The following is a 17,231-nucleotide window of genomic DNA, read 5'->3' as shown; positions in this document are numbered from 1 at the left end:
CCGCCGACTTCACCCACGCCTGCGGCGGAGGAACCCGAGCAGCCGCTTGCGTTCCTCCCTGTTCAGCATGATGAGGCAATTCACCGCCAAGGCGACCGACATGCAGACCGCCGCCGCGATGAAGAAGTCCAGCCAGCTCGTCACCGCGAAGATCTGCTCATACGCCATGCAGATGATCACCACGGGAATCAGGCACAGCGTGCTGCGGGTCAACGTCCAGAACATGCGCGGGAACGAGTAGTCCAGGCATCTCGCCGCGTACCACGGCAGGAACAGGAAATTCTTGAGGGTGTCGAGTATCGCCTGCACGAGGATGATCGCCCAAATGCCCGCATCGGTCCATGCGAGCAACGGAATGACGATGACGATGTTCAGCATGCCGCACACGAGGAACGCCAAGGCAGGCACTTTGAGCTTGCTCGTGACGATGAACACGTTGTTCAGCACCATGCCGCCGCAGGAGAACAGGGTGGGAATCAGCGTCAGCACGGACATCCATTGCAGGAACCCCACGTTCTGGCCGGGAACCCACAAATCGAAGAACGACGTACCGAAGACGATCAGGAAACCGACCGGCAACGTGTACATGGCCGCCGTTGTCTTGAGGGAGAACGCCATGAACCGGTGGAAGTCCTCCTGCCGGTCCTTGGCATAATACTGCATGAGCTGCGGCGCAAATACACCGACCATGGTGCTGCCCAACGACACAAGCACGCTGGGAACCATCTTCGCCAGCGAATACTCGCCTCCGACCTGCGGACCGACGAATAGATTCGCCAAGTACAGGCTCAACGTGACGAGCAGCGTATAGCTGAGTGAGTCGATGGAGTTCCACACGCCGGACGACAGCAGCTCCTTGACCGCCTTGCCGCTGAACCGACCTTTACGCACACCGAGTTCCGGCGTCAACGTCCTCGTGTAATGGATGTTCGCCACGCAATTGTATACGGTGACGATCAGCATCGTGGCGGTGATGTAGTAGATCTTCGGCTGGAGCGCCGCGAACAGGCCGATCAGGACCGCCGCACGCAACAGGTTAGATTCGATGTTCCTCAGGGAGGATTTCTCCAACCGGTTGCGCACATAGTAGACGCAGCCGAACACCGATAGCACGAGCGAGATCTCCGCTCCCAGCATGGAGAAGAGGAACGCCCACCGTACATCGTCCAGCAGGTTCGCCGGCACGTTCATGATCCACTGCGGGAACGCGGAGAACAGGAATCCCGGCACCGCCAGTACGACGGCGAGCAGCGAGTTGGCGATGAACACCGACTTGAAGTACATGTTCGCCTTGTCCATGTCATCACGGTTGTATGCCAGGGCGATGTACCGGCTCGCCATGGAGTTCAGCGCGGTGGTGAGGATCGTCGTGTAGCCGATGATGTTGTTGATCAACGGCACGAACCCGTAGGCGGTCGTCCCCAGCGTGCCGACGATGTACGGCGTCAGGAAGAAATTGACGCCGAACTGCACCGCGAAGGCGATGGCCGTGGCCGCCATGTTCACGGCCAATCGTTTCTTCTCACCCATATCGGCTACTTGATGGCCTTCTTCAACTGACGCAGCGCGTTCGTGGGGAGCACCTTCTTCAGCGCCTGCTTCGCCCCCCCCTTCAGGGTGCGCGTATTGTCGATATGCAGCACCATCTCATGCGCGGCGTCCTCGTCCGCCGCCGTGGTGAAGCACTCGAACAGAATCGGGCGGTCACCGTCCTCGGCAAGGAACTCGTCGCTCACGGCGAGGAACTCCTCCTTGCTTCCGGCCGACAGGTAGCGGAATCCGAGCGACTCGGCCCACGCCTGCGCCGGCGACGGACCATGTCCTGGCTTGCCTCGGGTGAGACGATCCTCGAAATGATCGATGTTATGCCGCCCTGCGGCGATGAAATCATCGGTCTGTTCGCCGAACTGGGAGCCGATGTGGGTGGATACCTTGAATTCCGCACCGACATTGTTATTGACGAGCAAAACTCGGACATTTCGTCCCACGTAACGATTGCCAAGCGAGTTCATATCATAGAAGAACGCGAGGTCTCCCAGTACCACGAAATGCAGTCTATCGGGATGAGCAAGGCTTGCGCCAATGAGTGTGGATAATGCCCCATCGATACCAAAACCGCCGACATTGCAAGCCGTCTCAACGGAAGAATCAAATTCGAAGTTATTCCATGACCGTGCCGAGTTCAGAATACCGAAATGGACGACGCTATTCGATGGTATCTTACCGGACATTTGCTTGCCAATCCACAAATTCGAGAAAGGAAAGTCCGGAATCGTCTTACGCAGTCTCTCATCGTATTGTCTCCACGAAAGCTCATACGAATTATCCGAGAAGCTATCGCCCTGAGAATAATGCTCAAAGAAGGTTTCCTTGGAGCACTGGAACACCGCATCAAGCCGCTTGAATCGTCTCCTGAATTCACCATCATCGGATACGCGCCATACCTTAATCGGTTTGCCATCCAGATAACCCATGATCTCATACGAACTGCTTTGTTCCCCCAAGTGAATGATAAGATCCGGAAGCAGCTCCTGCGCTTTCGGATTACCTTCCACAAGCTGCTGACAGGCAAGCGCGCCACGGACAGCATGCTTCCCTCGATAACCACTCACATTGTTAGTCAGGACAACGGCGTTATGGTGCTCCACGAAAGCGTCGAGCACCGCCTCCTGCTGTTTGCTATAGGCACGCTCAGCTCCCATCACAATCGCGATTCTGCTATTGGAATCCAATTGCGGCCACTCGTCCTCCATGGTGTACCGCATGATCCTGCGCACCGACGGAAGTGTGGTAGTGGTGAACGTCGCTGCATAATTGCTGATCAACTGGATATGAACGGGACCGCCACCATTACATGACAATTCGGAAAGGGCACGGTTGACCAGCAGTTCCGCATAGGAAGCATCGGCATCATTATTCACGGGGTCGAGATTCACCGAATACTTGGCGATGTCATGCGGAATCTGAGAACGATCCAGAGTCTGCTCAGTGAGGTTGCCGACGTTCCGGGAAGAATTCATTGAAGTAACCGCCAGAACCGGAAGCTTTCGGTAATAGGCTTCGGTCAATCCCGGCATATAGTTGCGGGAAGCAGTGGCGCCAGTGCATGAGAGCACCACAGGTTCGCCCGATTCATTGGCAAGACCGCAGGCCATATATGCCGCGGAACGCTCATCGTAGGCGGAATACGTCTCGAAATACGGGTCGTTCTGGATGCTGCCAGACATCGGGATATTGGTGGTTCCCGGCGAGAGAATCACCTTCCGGATCCCGTATTCCTTCAGGAGCGCAATCAGAATCTGCGCGTTTCTTTCATCCGTATATCGGACCATTGTCGTTTCCTCCGTCTCTGCCAAACGAAATGTCTTATTGCTCGTGCCGGAAGGCGCTTGCCTCGCGCATCGTCATCAGCGAAGCGCCTGCTCCAGCCATGCACGGGAGATGGTGCGCTGCCGGGCCAGCTCGACGCCGATACGCGCATAGTCGAGTCCCGGCATCGTCACATCCGCTCCGCCCTCGATGGACGCATCGAGATCGAACAGGCGGAACAGCGTCTCCATACGCGAGTTCATCTTGTCGTTCCGCTTGATGCCTTCGCGCGCGAATACGCGGAACGGCTTGTCGAACAGCAACGAGAAGCAGCAGGCGTGATAGGAGTCGGTGCACACATACGCGGCCTTGGAGAACAGTTCGACGAAATCCTGCGGTCCGGCGATATACGTCCCGGGATCGGACGGATCCAATATCCTGCGCACCGTGCAACCGTGCGCCTTGGCGAACGCCTCGATGGCGGCGCCACGCTCCTTGGAGATGCCTCCCAGGAAGTATGTGAGCACATAGCGCTCACCCTGGGGCACGAAGCCGCGCGTGATCGTCCGCCACTGTTCGGCGGGAACCATCAACGTCGGGTCAAGCACCACGGTGGCTTTCCTGCCGGACAATTCCTCCACCAGTTCCTTCGCACGGAATTCACGCACGCCAATCATCGACATGCGTTCCAATGCCAGGCGGAAGATGCCCTCGTTCTCCTCCCTGACACGATCGACGCCGAAGCTGGCCGCATACGACATCACCCGTTCGGACGGGGCGAACATACCCAGACGAATCTTCAGATCCGCTTGGGACAGGTGACGGTCGTTCCACACCTGATCGGAGCCGAGTACGATCTTGTCGAGATCCCTTCCATTGGGGGAAAGCCCCTTGGCCTGCGAGATTGTCACCGGCGATTTGCCAATGTACTTCGCGGTGAATTTGAGTTCCTCCCACCGTCGCCGGTATTCCAGATTGGCGGGATTCGGCACATGCCCCAGCACCGCCTTCTTCACTTCCGACAGGTTCCTGCGCGCGCTGATCTTCGCAAGAGAACCACCGTCCGCCGCATCCAGATAATGCTGGATCGTCGTCGCCGTGCCGTAGCCGGACAGCAACGTCTCCAACGCGTAGTTCTGAAGACGATTGCCGTAATTGCTCGCGGTGTCGTTGATGGTCAGGATTCCATACCGTTTCGTGGCGCTTGAAGCCATATGAGTCTTTCCTTACCTCACAAACCAAGGAATGGGCCAAAGCCGTATCCAATATATCGAATGCCCCCTACCGTCCTCCTCTGCATCCCCGATTGTATCCGTCCATGCCACCATTGACGATTGGAGCATAAGAAAACTCGGTTCCGACTCTCGGAGGAGAACACCCCATGCGGCAATCACCATTGGTGTCGGTCATCGTCCCCGTATACAACGTCGAACGGTATCTGGATGCGTGCATTTCCAGCATCGTCGATCAGACATATCGGAATCTCGACATCATCATCATCGACGACGTCTCCCCCGACCGCTGCCCCGAACTGTGCGACCGGTGGGCCGCGAAGGACGCACGCATCCGTGTGATTCACCGCGAACGCAACGGCGGCCTCTCCGCGGCCCGCAACAGCGGCGTCGATGCGATGAGGGGCTCATACGTCTCCTTCGTGGACAGCGACGACGTCATCGCGCCGGAGATGATCGAGACGCTGGTGTCCGATGCTTTTGCACATGACGCGGATATCGTGTCCTGCGGCGCCAACAAGGTGACCGAGGATCTCGAGACCGTCATCACCCCGATGGCGCCGCCGACCCACACCTTCACCGGCGAACAGGCCTTGGACGAGTTCCTCCACTGCACCGGGAACATCCTGGATTGCGCGTGGGGCAAACTGTACCGGGCCGCGTTGCTGGAACGGTCCGATGCTCTCCGGTTCCCCATAGGCTCAACAGCGAGGACTTCTACTTCAACGCCATCGCCTTCCATCTCGCCAATCGGGTGCATGTCGAGGGCAAGGCCCTCTACCAGTACCGCATGCGCCCCGGATCCATCACCAACGGCACGTTCTCGCAACATTCCTTCGACCGCATCACCATCGGCGAAATGATCGTCAAGCAGCTTCGTGCTCTGGGATGCGCCAATACCGCGGGCATGGCCTACTACCGCATGCAGAAGCATTATGACGTGCTGTTCTCGCTGGTGCGGTCACACCGTCCCAAAGCCCAGATCGGCGAGTACGCCGCACGGCTACGAAAGACGGCCGACCCTGTCTATCGCGACACGAAGGTGACATTCGCGCGCAAGGCGCGCATCTTCTGCTTCAGCCACTGGCCCCGCGCCTATTACGCGCTGAATCGGCGCGTCCGCTAGGCGAGGGCGTCCCGCAAGGCCGGAGGACCACAGGGAATGGATGCCCGTCATCCACCGGCTTCGACGTCGCCCCGTCATCGGCGTCGAAGCCGTTTCAGCGTGGCGATCGACCAGCCGTAGAAGCGGCACGGTACGGTGCCGCCGCACAGACACATCGCCGCCAGCTTGTTGCGCGATCCGATGGGTCTGACCTTGCGCACGAAGTCCCTCACCGTGGCATCATCCGCGATGACACGCACCTGCTCGCGCCGATACCGGCCGCTGCGGGAACGATCCTCATACAGGAAGTTCAGGCACAGTCCCACTCCCCCCAGAAACAGGTTGTCGAACACGACGGCGAACGGGGGATTCCATCGGGCGATAATCGGCGAGACATACTCCCATACGGCTTTATGGCTGTCGAACAAGGCCGGCTGATAATGACCGGCGGCACTTCCGGAACGCACCACATAATGATAGAGCCAATCCGGCACCACGCTCACCCGTTCGACGGCGGCGTATAGAGGGAAATCGAAATAGGAATCCTCGTCGGCCACCACACCCACGGGAAACCGCGCGCCGACCGTGCGCACGAAATCCGTGCGGAACAGTTTGTTCCATGAGGGATACACGTAACGTTCCGCGGCGAGTTCCGCGAATTCCGCCGCGAAAACCGTGTTCTCCACGAATGTCAGATCGAATGAACGCGTCTCGTCGGTCTTCGTCAATGAACCATCCGGCTGCAGCGTATTCGTCTCGTACCCGCAGAACACGATCTGCGCGTCGTCGGTGATGGCTCGTGCGACCAGCGTCTCGACGAGATCCGGTTCCGCAAAATCATCGGCGTCCACGAAATACAGGTATTCGCCGTGTGCCTCGTCGATGCCGTGGTTGCGTGCGGCGGATACGCCGGCGTTCGTCTGATGGATCACCGTGACACGCGTATCCTTCGCCGCCCACGCGTCGCACATTCGCGGGCAGTCGTCCGGCGATCCATCGTCGACGAGGATGATCTCCAGATTGCGGTACGTCTGGTCGACGATGCTGCTCACACACCGGTCGAGATACCGTTCCACGCCGTATACCGGCACGATGACGGACACCAAGGGCTGCCGCTCACTCATACGGCTGTTCATACGCTCTCCTTGCGATTAACGAATTGTGCGCCGATGGCACCGGCCAGCTTGTCGAACCATTTGCCCCTGTTCCTGTCCACGGTCGCACGGAACAGCAGCCCGCGTACCTGATCGAGCAGCGTGCAGGCAAGGAACACCGCGCACGCCGCGCCGACGAGCGCCGGAATCAGCACGACCGGATGACCGGCGGCGAGCGCGGCGAAGTCGAGTCGCGGATCGCGCCAGAGCCATTGCCGTACCGTCGGATATTCGGAGATGAGGTACACGCCGAACGTGGATGAGGCGATGGCGTTGACCACCGCACTGTGGAACTCGTGCCGTTCGAACAGCACGAACAACGCCAATCCGACCATGAGCACGGGCAGGCGGAACTCCACCTTGCCGACATACACCTGCAGCATCTGCAGACGACCGGTCATCGCGTACAGGATGCCGCCGCCCACGGCTCCGGCGGCGATGAGCGCGTACCCGCCGCCGAGCAGCCACCATGCGGTGGCATCGCGCATCGGCCTCATATACCACCGGTAGTAGGTGATGAGCACGTAGATGTAGACGAAGCTCAGGTAGTTGCCGCCGGGCAGTCCCACGGCGGACAACGGCATGACCATGTCGAGGCCGGTGAACAGCACGAGCATCACGATGGCGAGCGCGCCGTGCGCGGTCCTGCCGAGCGCGCGCAATCCGGTCACGAGGAACGGGAAGAACAGCAGGAACACCGCGTAGGCGGTCGGATACCACCATAATGCGGTGATGGTGGGGAACAACGAGGAAGTGGCTAATCGGACACCGGCCTGCGAGTGGTCGAGCGCCGCCGTCGCGGCGAACAGCAGGAGCGACCAGAACAGCATCTCCCGTTCCAGGATCCATACGCGGCGCAGTCCGGCCTTCACGCCCCCGGCTTCGGACAAGTACCATGCGGAGATGGCGAAGAACGCGACCACGCCCACCTTGCCTCCGGAGTACAGGAACGTCTCGATGAGCACCTTGTTCACGCCGAACGGCAGCGCGAGCGCATCGAGGTTCGTGAACATCACGCAATGGCTGGTGACGATCATCAGCATGGCGAGGATGCGCAGCGTCTCGACGCTGGAGTTGCGTTGTGCATGTGACGCCATCGGTCACCTGCCTTCCGTGACGAGTCGGGAGAGCAGGTCATGCCATCGGGCGAGGATCTCGTCCATGCCGAACCTGTCGGCGTCGTCGAGCGCGTGGGCGGAGTAGCGTTCCCGCCTGTCCGCATCGTCGATGAGACGGTTGACCGCCTTCGCCGTGGCCTCGATGTCGCCTTCCGGCGTCAGATCGCCGTTCACGCCGTCGGTCACGATCTCCGCCGGACCGGTCATGCAGTCGAAACTCACGATGGGCAACCGGTACGCCTTGGCTTCGAGCAGCACCATCGGCAGGCCTTCGAAGCGGGAGGTCATGACGAACATGGCGGCCGTGCGGTAGTAGTCGGCCATGTTGTCGACTCGCCCTTCGAGGATGAGCCGCTCACCGAGGCCCGCCGAAGCGATCTTCTCCTCCAGCATGGGGCGGTCCTCTCCTTCGCCGAGGATGAGCCACCGCCAGTCGGGATGCCGCGGCAGCACCTTGGCCGCCACGTCGACCAGCATGTCGAAGCCCTTCTGGTAGGTGAGGCGCCCCGAGCTGATAATGGTGCAAGAAGCCGCATCGTACCGCGGTTCCGGCGTGACGACCTGCATCGGGTTGGGGATGGCGATGACCGGGCACTTGGGGTGCACGTTGGTCTCATACAACTGCTTGTCCGCTTCGGTGAGCGTGACGATGGCGTCGGCCTTGCGTGCGGCCCACCTGCGGGTGAGCTTGCGGTACGGCACGCCCGGGTTCTGCAGATAGTTGAAATGCTCCCATGAGATGACCTTCACACCGGTTCCACGCCGCAACGGCAGCGAGTACATGTCGAGGATGCCGTCGATGTCGATGAGCACATCCACATGATGGTCCACGACCAGCTTGCGCAGCCGCTTCACGGTGTCGAAATAATGCTGGATGCCGTGGGTGACGGTCGGGTACACCGTATGGCGCGCGATTCGCGGGTCGATGGCGAAGAACGGTTCGCTGCCCTCTTCGAACAGGCTGATGAACGAATACCGCATGTCCGCATCGGCGTCTTGCCCAGCCAGCGCGTTGGCGATCATGATGGACACGTTCTCAGTGCCACCGGAACGGGTGATGTCCCCGGAGAAGAACGCGACATGGGTCTTCGGAGCATGGGTCATCGTGCGCCTCCTTCCGTCACCGAATACTCCTCGTCGGGAGTCGAATCCGGCACCTGGTTGTGGCAGTAGCCTTCCGTCGCGTTCTCTCGGTGGATCACGCGGGCCGGATTGCCGACGACGATGCTGTGGTCGGGCACGTCGAAGTTCACATACGCGTTCGGCGCCACCAGCACATCGTTGCCGATGAGGACACCCCCGACGATGACCGCGTTGGAACCGATCCACACCCGATTGCCCAATTGCGGGACTCCTTTATGGCGTCCACGGTTCTCCTGCCCGATGACCACGCCCGGACTCAGGTTCACGTTGCTGCCGAGACGGGCCTCGCCGTTGACGATCACGGTGCCGCGGTGTCCGATGAACAGGCCGGCACCGATGCGGGCGCCATAGCCGATCTGGAAACCGGTCTTCCTCGACAACCGCAACAGGCGCAACCGGTACCAATAGTGCAGCAGGCCGCCGCGATGGGCCTGCGCCTTGCGCAGCACGGTGGTGTAACGGAATCCCATCTGCACGGCACGCTGTTTCGCCATGACGCTCCATGACGATCGCGCCGCATAGCGGAAGCAATCGGAACGGATCAGTTCATCCGCGCCCATCACGCACCTCCTTTAACCAGCATGCGTTCCTCCTGGGTCATGGGAATCTTCTGGAAATCGTTGAGCACCAGCAGCAACAGCACCGGGAACGTGGCCGCCTCATGGCGAGTCCATGAGCCGAAGTCCGGTTCGAAGATGAACGAGGCCATCGCATAGCCGATGTAGACGCACAAGGCGATGAACAATGTGGCATCGTTGATATGGTTGATCTGGCGGATGAGGTTCACCATGTAGAACGTCACCATGCATTGGAACATGAAGAACGGCAGATAGTTGGGCCCCCGCATCACCAGTTCCAGCGGAATCATCATGCGAAACGCGTTGATGAGATAATTGGCCATATAGATCGGCAATCCACCGCCCGGAATCCAGTTCAGAATCAGCGTGGCGGAATCCGCGCTACCGCCGAACGCCGTATCATAGCCGGCACGTAGATTCAGAATCGTGTGGTATTCGTCAGGCATGACCACATTCGCGACGACCATCATCAGGTAGACGGTGGCGAACAGCAGCACGACGATGATCAGAGTGCTGCCGACACCGATGGCGCTGCGCTGCTTGAAGAACAGCAGAATCGCATACACGGCGAGAATCAGCGCCGCGATGAGAATGTAGTACTCGCGGAAGAACGTGCTTTCGAAGTACAGGATGCCCGCGCTGCCGACCACTTTGACCAGCGAGTTGTTGAGCGGCAGGATCAGCACCACGTAGACGGCGAAGAAGAACGCGAACTGGATAATATCTTTGCCGATGGTGAAGATGTAGATGTTGAGCAGGCCGACGGTCGCCAGAATGAACAACGACTGCAGCAGGTCGGGCGAATCCGCGCGAATCACCATGAAAATCACCAGAGCGGTGAAGATGATGCCCAGACAGATCGACCAGTCCACCAGAGTGTCGATTCCGACGACATTGATGCTTCCGAACAGATTCGAAGCGGTCCGGTAGTCGCCCTCCCACGCCGCATCCCCGGCCGTGCCCAGCATCATCATGAGGATGCGGTTGTTGTCGTAGAAATACTTCGGCGGCAGCACGTACGCCACCATGATTTTGGCGGCGATCATCACGGGGAGGATGAGCGCGAGAAGCGCGTTCTTGTTGCGCAGTTCGAGGGCGAGCCTGCGCTGACGGCGCTCCTTGCGGCTCATCCTCGCCACGCGGGCGGCGTTCAGGGAACCGAAACTCATCGGGCACCGGCCTTGCCGGACCGGTTCCGCTCGGCCTTCGCCAGCGCGTCCAGATAGAAGCCCTGCAACCATGCGGCGTTCGCCGTGATGTCGAAGCCGGCCTTGGTCACGAGCTCCGGGCCCTCAGCGCGATCCTTGATCTTCGGCTCGGCGGCCTGGTCGAGTACGCGCTTCGCCCATTCGTCGGGACTTGCGGCGAGCGGCACGATCCGCACGTTGCCGGTCACATCGCACTGCTTCGGCACACGGTCGGAGATCGTGCACGGCAGACCGGCGGCCTGCGCTTCGATCATCGTGAACGGCAGACCTTCGAACAGGCTGGGCAGGATGAACGAGTCCATGCCCTGCATCACCCGGTTCACGTCCGAACGCACGCCGAGGAATCGCACCGCGTCATGCAGGCCGAGTTCGTCCACCTTGGCGCGGATGCGGTTCTTCAGCTCGTCGTTCAGCTCGCCGCCGCCGACCAGCCACAGTTCGCTGTCCGGGCGGATCTTGTGCAGGGCGGCGAAGATGTCGACGAGGAACTCATGGTTCTTCTGCGGGAAGAAGCGGCCGACGTGCCCGAGCACGAACGTGGAGTCCTTCACGTCGAACTCCCTGCGCACCTCGGCGCGCACGGCCGGGTCGAACCGGTATTGGGCGGTGTCGATGGCGTTGCGCTGCTGGATGACGCGCCCGCGGTTCTTCACGCCGAACAGCCAGTCGCCGGCCTCCTCGCCGCACGCGAACATGTGCGTCACGTACTTGGGCAGACGCAGGCGGAAGTATTCACGGAACACGGATTTGAGGTCGAAGCCCACCGGGCGGTTGTGCGCGTGCGCGATGCGCACCGGCACGCCCAGCTTGTATGCCTCGCGAAGGCCGAAGTAGCTGCGCTCCTCCAGGTTCGAGTGGATGATGCGGTACTCCGGGTGCGCCTTGAGGAATTCGCGGAACTCCTTCTTGTACCGGCCGAAGTACTGCGGGTACATCGGGCACATGCGGTAGATGTGTCCGCCGAGGCGTTCGATCTCGTCCTCGTAGGCGGCGCGGTAGTCGCGGTTGACGAGGAAGTCGTAGGTGACTTTGGTGCGGTCCATGTGGCGCATGTAGTTCATCATCATGGTCTCGGCGCCGCCGCGGTCCATCACCGTGTCGAGCACGAGCACGCGGACGGGTGCGGCTTTCCGGCTTCCCGTGAGACCACCCCCCGTCGAGCGTTGCTCGCCGGCCCCCGCCAGCGGGGGCAGAGAAGTGGCGGTCGGTTCCTTGGTGCGGATCGGGGTGACGCTGAGCGCGGCGTCCATTCTCACCACGGAGTCGGCGGGGATGTCGCCGGAAATCACGCATCCGGCGCCGATCACCGTGTTGTCGCCGATGGTCGCGCCCTTGAGGATCGTCACGTTCGAGCCGATCCAGCAGTGGCGTCCGATCGTCACCGGAGCCTCCGAATAGCCCTGATCCTTGATGGCGAGCGTCGGGTCGGCGAACCGGTGGTTGTGGTCGTACACGTGGACGTTCTCGCCGAAAATCGTCTCGTCGCCGATGGTGATGGACTTGCGCGCGTGCAGACCGCACCCGTTGTTGAAGAACACGTTGTTCCCCAGCACGATGCTGCCGCCGTTCTCCACGGTGGCCTGGAACCCCTTGCGCATGTGGAAGCCCCTGCCCCACCGCATGTGGCGGCCGTACACCACCTTGTACAGGGCCTTGAGCAGCAGACCGGTGAACCGGTACCAGACTTTGATGAGAATCACGCTCGCTCCTCCTCGTCTCGTTCGCCGCCGGTGGGCGGCACGCCCTCGTATCGGGCGGAGATGGTCTCCAGCATGCGGTCCAATGTGAACCGCTCACGATAGGTCCTCCGCACCTGTTCCGTCGGGATCGGATGCTCCAGCAGCCCCAGCACGGCCTTCGCCCCGGCTTCGGCGTCACCCACGGGGAACAGCGTGCCGTTCGCGCCGGGCGTCACCACTTCGTCGTTGCCGGTGGTGTCGGTCGCGGCGATCGGCACGCCGGCGCGCAGCGCCTCCACCAGCGAATACGGCATGCCCTCGTACAGGGAGGACAGCAGGTAGACGTCGAACGCGGCGACCACGCGTTCGGCGTCCGGACGATAACCGAGGAAATGCACATGATCGGCGATGCCGGCCGCGGCCTCGCGCGCCGCCGGTTCGAGGTCGCCGTCGCCCACCATCACCAGATGCGCGTCCGGGCGTTGCTCGACCACCCGCTTCATCACGCCGATGGCGGTCAACGGGTCCTTCTGCTCCACGAGACGCGCGGTCACACCCACCACGGGAGCGTCCGCCGGCACGCCCAGCCCGTCCAGTCCGAGCAGGGCGCGGGCTTCGGCGCGCGACGGCACGGGCACGTCCGCCACACCGTTGTACACGACTTCGAATTTCGCGGGGGTGTCAAGCCGTTCGGCGAGCGCGGCGTCGCGTTCACCCGCGCTCACGTTGAACGTCAGCGTCGTCGCATGCCGGCTCATCCACCGTTCCAGCCCGACGAACACGACGCGTTTCCTTCCGCCGAATTCGGGAGCCTGGAACGAATAGGCGTGAGGCGTGTAGAACACGCGGCGCACGCCCGAGTGGCGCCCGCACAGCAGGACCGCGAGACGGCCGATCACCCCGGCCTTCGAACTGTGGCAGTGCACCACTTCGGGGCGGAACTCCCGGATCACGCGCATGACCGCGCGCAGCGCCCTAAGCTCATGCGCGGGGCTGATCGGACGCACCAGATCGTCGCAGGGAATCAACCGCGCATGCCCTGCCATCGCGGGCAGCGCCTTGCGATAGTAGTCGTCGATGCGCGAAGTGCCGTACATCACCGTGACGTCGAACCGTTCCGGGTCGAGTCCTTCGACCAGGTCGACCACGTGGCGGCCGCAGCCGCCCATGGCCTCCTGGATGATGAGTACGCGGCGTTTCGTGGCGGTCATGTTCGCTTCCTGTCTCCCGGTTCCTCCGCTCAGGCCTGCTTGCCGTCCGTCGCGGAGCGACGTCCCTTCCTCGCCCTGCTGGACTTGCCCTTGCCGGCGTAGTCGCCGTAATAGTAGTAGCTGTTCTTGCCGCGCTTGACGTGGTCGTTGTTGAACACGGTGCCGACGGGCGCCACGCCGATCATCTCGAACTCCTGCATCGTGTCGCGCAGCTGCTTCTTGACGGTCACGCCCTGGCTGGCCACGAGGATGAGGCGCGCGCCCTCCTTCGCGAAGACGGCGGCGTCGTTGGCGACGCGCATCGGCGTGGTGTCGATGATCACATGGTCGTAGGTGGAGGCGACCTGCTTGAGCAGTTCCTGCATGGCGTGCGAGTTGATGAGGATGCTCGGGTTGGTGGTCTGGTCGCCGGCGGGCAGCACATGGAAGTTCGGCTTCCAATACTGCTGGATGGCGTCCTTGGAGCCCACCTGGCCGGCGAGCAGATGGCTCAGGCCCACCTTGCCGTTGATGTTCAGCGCCTTGGCCACGGAGGGGCGGCGCAGATCGGTGTCGATGAGCAGCACCTTCTCGCCCTTCTCGGCGAGCGCGGCGGCGAGGTTCACGGCCACGGTGGTCTTGCCCTCGTGCTGGCCTGCGGAGGAGATGACGATGACGTTGGACTGTTCGGTGCGGTCGGGCGCGATGAACATGAGGTTCAGGGCGAGACGGCGGATGCTTTCCGCGGCGCTGCCGGAAGGGGCGGAGACCACGACGGGCGCGCTGGCCTGGAAGGCGTCGTCCTTGAGGAGCACGCCGAGCGTCGGCGCGTCGGCGAGACGCTGCAGATCGGCGATCTGGCGCAGGCGCTTGTCGGCGGCTTCGATGATGAGTGCCACGCACACGGCGGCGACGATGCCGGCGAGCGTCATCTTGAACATGAACGACTTCACGTTCGGCGAGCTGGGCGTCTTCGGAACCTCGGCCTGGCGCACCACGGCGAGGTTGAGCAGGCTGAGCACGTAGGTCTTCTCGGAGGCGTAGGAGTCGGCGGAGATCTGCTTCTTGAGGCTGCGGCTCACCGCGTTGGCGATGTTCGCCGCGCGCTTCGGGTTCGTGTCGACCACGGAGACGTTCACGAAGTAGGTGGTCTGCGTGGAGACGGTGATCTTGGTTCCGAGCGCGTCGACGGTCGTGTCGAGGCCGAGGTCGTCGATCACCGGCTGGAGCACGGCGGGCGTGGTGACCAGCGTGGGCAGCGCGCCGACCTGGCCGGAGATGTAGCTGGTGTCGCCGGAGGCGTCGGCCGTGGGGCTGGACTTGGTGGAGTCGTCGCCCGACGGCTCGCCCGCCGAGGCGTCGGACGAGCCGTAGATCGCGGAATGGTTCACGCTGGCGAACATCTGCGTGGTCGCCGTGTACTGGGGCGTCTGCCGGCTCACGTAGGCGTAGCCGCCGGCCAGCACCACCAGCAGCACGGCCAGCTCCACGATGAGGTGTTTCTTCAATGCCTCCAGGATGTCGGCGACTGTCATGCTCTGCTCCTTGCCTGTCGCGTTGTGGTTCGTGGTTCTTGCGTTGGTTCTCTGACTGTGTTTCATACGGGTTCGTGGTGGAAAGTCGTGGTGCTCATTCGTTCCGGATGAGCGGCGTCTGGCGGACGACCAGACCGTTCCGCGGGTTGCCGGTGGCCAGGTTCGAGGTGCGTACGCGCACGGTGGCCTCCAGGCTCTGCCCGGGGGCGAGCTCCACGCGTTTGACGCCGACGGTGAGCCCGTCGAGCGTGAGATAGTTGTCGAACTGGCTGCCGTCGGAGAACCGCCAGGAGACCAGTCGTCCGTCGGCCGGCGCCGTCACGTACAGGAGCGTGGCGTTGCGTCCGCCCGTCAGTCCGTCGATGCCGTCGCCGAGCACGTACTGCGGGGTGGATGCCGCGTCGGCCGCGTCGAACGTGTTCGTCATGCTGATGTGCACATCATAGTCGCGGCCGCCGTCAGCCCGCGTCCCCACGTATGTCGTGGTGACGGAACGGTCGAGATACCAGTCCATCTTCGACTGGGAGGCGTTGTTCACGTACACGCCGACGGTCGGTTTGCCGGCCGCGCGGCTCAGCGTGCCGCCGATCGCCGTGTTCTCCAGCTGCCGTTGGAGGCCTTCGTCCGCGAGCCACAGTTTCACGTGGCCGTTCGAGACGGATGTGGAGAACGTGGTGAGCAGCTGCCGTGCGTCGAGCGCGTTCGACGCCATGGCGTGGCGGAACGTGGCGCCCGCCGCGTCGGCGAAGAACGCGTCCTGCGCCGCATAGTCGTCGGTCCGGTAGTATTCGTCGTGCAGGAGCGTCCGTGCGGCGTTCGTCCCGTCCAGCGTGGTGCCGTCGGCGAGCGTGACCGGTCCGGTCACGCCGATCAGCTGTTGGAGGAACACCGGGTCGACGGCGATCACGCCGTCGACGGTCTGTCCCTGCGTCTTCTGCCACATGGCGCGGGCGATGCGGCCGGTGCGCGTGAAATCGGGGGTGATGTTCACGTCGTGCGCGATGGTGGCGAGCTTGTCGCCGAACAGCGACTGCTCCTCGGCCGTGAGCGGCACGACCGGCTCCGTCTGCTGCGCGATGGCGGTGTCGGAGATGAAGTCGGAGATGGTGATGACGCCGTCGTCGACGGTCATCACGCCCCACGAGGCGGGCAGGCCGCCGCCCGCGCGCGCCTCGGCGTTGTTCTCGCCGATGATGAGGTAGCTGTGCGCTCCCGAGCCGTCGACGTCGAGCATGGCGGGCGCGACCTGCGCGAACCGCGAGGCGGCGTCCATGAGCGAGGCGGCGGAGTCGAACCGTCGCTGCGCGTCGGCGAGCATGCGGGTCAGCTGCGGGACGTGCGTGCCGCCCAGACGCTGGAATTCGGTGTTCGCCTGCGTGATGGTCTCGTTCGCGAGCCGCAGGCTTTCGGCGTTGTCCTTCAGGCCGGGCAGGGAGACCTTGCCGCCGGAGACGCCGAAATCCTTCACCTGCATGCCGGTCAATGCGGTCTCCAGCTGCGGCAGGGCATTATCGGACATGTCCGCCATGATGCGCACCGACTCGCGCACCGTCTTCACGTCGGAACCGTAATAGGGGATGAACTCCACCGGCTTCCACAACGGATTGCCGGTCTGCGCGTACGCCTTGTCGATATGGCCGCCCATCTGGTCGAGCGCCGTCTTCGCGGCGTTCGCGTCGCCGGTGACCGCGCCGGCGCCCAACGACGAGGCGGAGGCGACGGCCGCCTGGATCTCGCGTTTGGCGACCAGCGCCGAATACGCGAGATACGCGCCCCACGCGGCGAGCGCGACGAGCACGGCCAGTATGACGAGCAGGATGCGACGGCGACGACGGCGACGCCGCAGACGCGCGATATGCGCGTCGCTCATACGGCGTCGGCCGCGACGATGCGATCCCTCCGGCACATGGCTCAGATCGGGAGGCACCACACGGGCCTCGCCGGAACCGGCGTTCCCTTCGGACTCCATGTCGGACATCG

Annotated in this window: 13 protein-coding genes and 1 pseudogene; 2 read left to right on the top strand and 12 right to left on the bottom strand. The window is 62.4% G+C overall.

Annotated features, from left to right (window positions below; genetic code table 11):
• Positions 1 to 9: 9 nt before the first annotated feature.
• The 3 genes from BSTEL_RS08110 to BSTEL_RS08100 all read right to left on the bottom strand — a co-directional run bounded on the left by BSTEL_RS08110 (position 10) and on the right by BSTEL_RS08100 (position 4,523).
• Positions 10 to 1,530 (bottom strand): lipopolysaccharide biosynthesis protein, encoded by a 1,521-nt coding sequence (locus BSTEL_RS08110; RefSeq protein ID WP_034529361.1) that lies wholly within the window; start codon positions 1,528 to 1,530, stop codon positions 10 to 12.
• A gap of 5 nt (positions 1,531 to 1,535) precedes the next feature.
• Positions 1,536 to 3,332 carry a thiamine pyrophosphate-binding protein gene (locus BSTEL_RS08105; protein WP_034529358.1) on the bottom strand — a complete coding sequence of 599 codons (1,797 nt, stop codon included), beginning with the start codon at positions 3,330 to 3,332 and terminating at the stop codon, positions 1,536 to 1,538.
• A gap of 75 nt (positions 3,333 to 3,407) precedes the next feature.
• The gene (locus BSTEL_RS08100; RefSeq protein ID WP_034529355.1) at positions 3,408 to 4,523 is read right to left on the bottom strand and encodes a polysaccharide pyruvyl transferase family protein; all 1,116 of its coding nucleotides are present in this window, start codon (positions 4,521 to 4,523) and stop codon (positions 3,408 to 3,410) included.
• A gap of 167 nt (positions 4,524 to 4,690) precedes the next feature.
• Between BSTEL_RS08100 and BSTEL_RS11865 the strand changes: the two genes are divergently transcribed.
• Together BSTEL_RS11865 and BSTEL_RS11500 are read left to right on the top strand one after the other, a co-directional pair.
• Positions 4,691 to 5,404, top strand: coding sequence for a glycosyltransferase (locus BSTEL_RS11865; protein ID WP_084686198.1), 714 nt, complete (start codon positions 4,691 to 4,693; stop codon positions 5,402 to 5,404).
• On the top strand, positions 5,401 to 5,667 hold the full coding sequence (locus BSTEL_RS11500; protein ID WP_162178990.1) for a hypothetical protein: 267 nt from the start codon (positions 5,401 to 5,403) through the stop codon (positions 5,665 to 5,667). The genes BSTEL_RS11865 and BSTEL_RS11500 overlap by 4 nt, the downstream gene beginning before the upstream one ends.
• Positions 5,668 to 5,741: 74 nt before the next feature.
• Here BSTEL_RS11500 and BSTEL_RS08090 read toward each other — a convergent pair whose 3' ends face one another.
• The 9 genes and pseudogenes from BSTEL_RS08090 to BSTEL_RS08050 form a co-directional block, all read right to left on the bottom strand.
• A complete protein-coding gene (locus BSTEL_RS08090; protein WP_084686203.1) occupies positions 5,742 to 6,770 on the bottom strand; it encodes a glycosyltransferase family 2 protein in 1,029 nt (342 codons plus the stop codon).
• Positions 6,771 to 6,778: 8 nt separating this feature from the next.
• Positions 6,779 to 7,897 carry an acyltransferase family protein gene (locus tag BSTEL_RS11495; protein WP_051922973.1) on the bottom strand — a complete coding sequence of 373 codons (1,119 nt, stop codon included), beginning with the start codon at positions 7,895 to 7,897 and terminating at the stop codon, positions 6,779 to 6,781.
• A 153-nt stretch (positions 7,898 to 8,050) separates the two neighbouring features.
• A pseudogene (locus tag BSTEL_RS08080) lies at positions 8,051 to 9,022 on the bottom strand (glycosyltransferase family 4 protein); the annotation flags it as partial.
• Positions 9,019 to 9,621: a serine acetyltransferase gene (locus tag BSTEL_RS08075; RefSeq protein WP_051922972.1), complete on the bottom strand. Its 603-nt coding sequence runs from the start codon at positions 9,619 to 9,621 to the stop codon at positions 9,019 to 9,021. The gene BSTEL_RS08075 and the pseudogene BSTEL_RS08080, both read right to left, overlap by 4 nt.
• Positions 9,621 to 10,808 (bottom strand): hypothetical protein, encoded by a 1,188-nt coding sequence (locus BSTEL_RS08070; protein WP_156963233.1) that lies wholly within the window; start codon positions 10,806 to 10,808, stop codon positions 9,621 to 9,623. Before BSTEL_RS08070 ends, BSTEL_RS08075 begins: the two co-directional genes overlap by 1 nt.
• Positions 10,805 to 12,547 (bottom strand): glycosyltransferase, encoded by a 1,743-nt coding sequence (locus BSTEL_RS08065; protein WP_238567672.1) that lies wholly within the window; start codon positions 12,545 to 12,547, stop codon positions 10,805 to 10,807. The genes BSTEL_RS08070 and BSTEL_RS08065 overlap by 4 nt, the downstream gene beginning before the upstream one ends.
• Positions 12,544 to 13,737 carry a glycosyltransferase gene (locus BSTEL_RS08060; protein ID WP_084686196.1) on the bottom strand — a complete coding sequence of 398 codons (1,194 nt, stop codon included), beginning with the start codon at positions 13,735 to 13,737 and terminating at the stop codon, positions 12,544 to 12,546. Before BSTEL_RS08060 ends, BSTEL_RS08065 begins: the two co-directional genes overlap by 4 nt.
• A gap of 29 nt (positions 13,738 to 13,766) precedes the next feature.
• A complete protein-coding gene (locus tag BSTEL_RS08055; RefSeq protein WP_034529348.1) occupies positions 13,767 to 15,251 on the bottom strand; it encodes a tyrosine-protein kinase domain-containing protein in 1,485 nt (494 codons plus the stop codon).
• 94 nt (positions 15,252 to 15,345) lie between these two features.
• Positions 15,346 to 17,229: a DUF4012 domain-containing protein gene (locus BSTEL_RS08050; protein WP_051922971.1), complete on the bottom strand. Its 1,884-nt coding sequence runs from the start codon at positions 17,227 to 17,229 to the stop codon at positions 15,346 to 15,348.
• Between the last annotated feature and the right edge of the window lie 2 nt (positions 17,230 to 17,231).

Source organism: Bifidobacterium stellenboschense (assembly GCF_000741785.1).
GTDB lineage: Bacteria > Actinomycetota > Actinomycetes > Actinomycetales > Bifidobacteriaceae > Bifidobacterium > Bifidobacterium stellenboschense.
The sequence above is the reverse complement of the archived record's forward strand: the minus strand, read 5'-3'. Positions and strand labels throughout refer to the sequence as shown.

Coding starts and splice junctions, on each gene's coding strand:
- BSTEL_RS08105 (WP_034529358.1), bottom strand. CDS start 3,332: ATGGTCCGATATACGGATGAAAGAAACGCGCAGATTCTGATTGCGCTC.
- BSTEL_RS08070 (WP_156963233.1), bottom strand. CDS start 10,808: ATGAGTTTCGGTTCCCTGAACGCCGCCCGCGTGGCGAGGATGAGCCGC.
- BSTEL_RS08060 (WP_084686196.1), bottom strand. CDS start 13,737: ATGACCGCCACGAAACGCCGCGTACTCATCATCCAGGAGGCCATGGGC.
- BSTEL_RS08090 (WP_084686203.1), bottom strand. CDS start 6,770: ATGAGTGAGCGGCAGCCCTTGGTGTCCGTCATCGTGCCGGTATACGGC.
- BSTEL_RS11500 (WP_162178990.1), top strand. CDS start 5,401: ATGATCGTCAAGCAGCTTCGTGCTCTGGGATGCGCCAATACCGCGGGC.
- BSTEL_RS08110 (WP_034529361.1), bottom strand. CDS start 1,530: ATGGGTGAGAAGAAACGATTGGCCGTGAACATGGCGGCCACGGCCATC.
- BSTEL_RS08100 (WP_034529355.1), bottom strand. CDS start 4,523: ATGGCTTCAAGCGCCACGAAACGGTATGGAATCCTGACCATCAACGAC.
- BSTEL_RS08050 (WP_051922971.1), bottom strand. CDS start 17,229: ATGTCCGACATGGAGTCCGAAGGGAACGCCGGTTCCGGCGAGGCCCGT.
- BSTEL_RS11495 (WP_051922973.1), bottom strand. CDS start 7,897: ATGGCGTCACATGCACAACGCAACTCCAGCGTCGAGACGCTGCGCATC.
- BSTEL_RS08055 (WP_034529348.1), bottom strand. CDS start 15,251: ATGACAGTCGCCGACATCCTGGAGGCATTGAAGAAACACCTCATCGTG.
- BSTEL_RS11865 (WP_084686198.1), top strand. CDS start 4,691: ATGCGGCAATCACCATTGGTGTCGGTCATCGTCCCCGTATACAACGTC.
- BSTEL_RS08075 (WP_051922972.1), bottom strand. CDS start 9,621: ATGGGCGCGGATGAACTGATCCGTTCCGATTGCTTCCGCTATGCGGCG.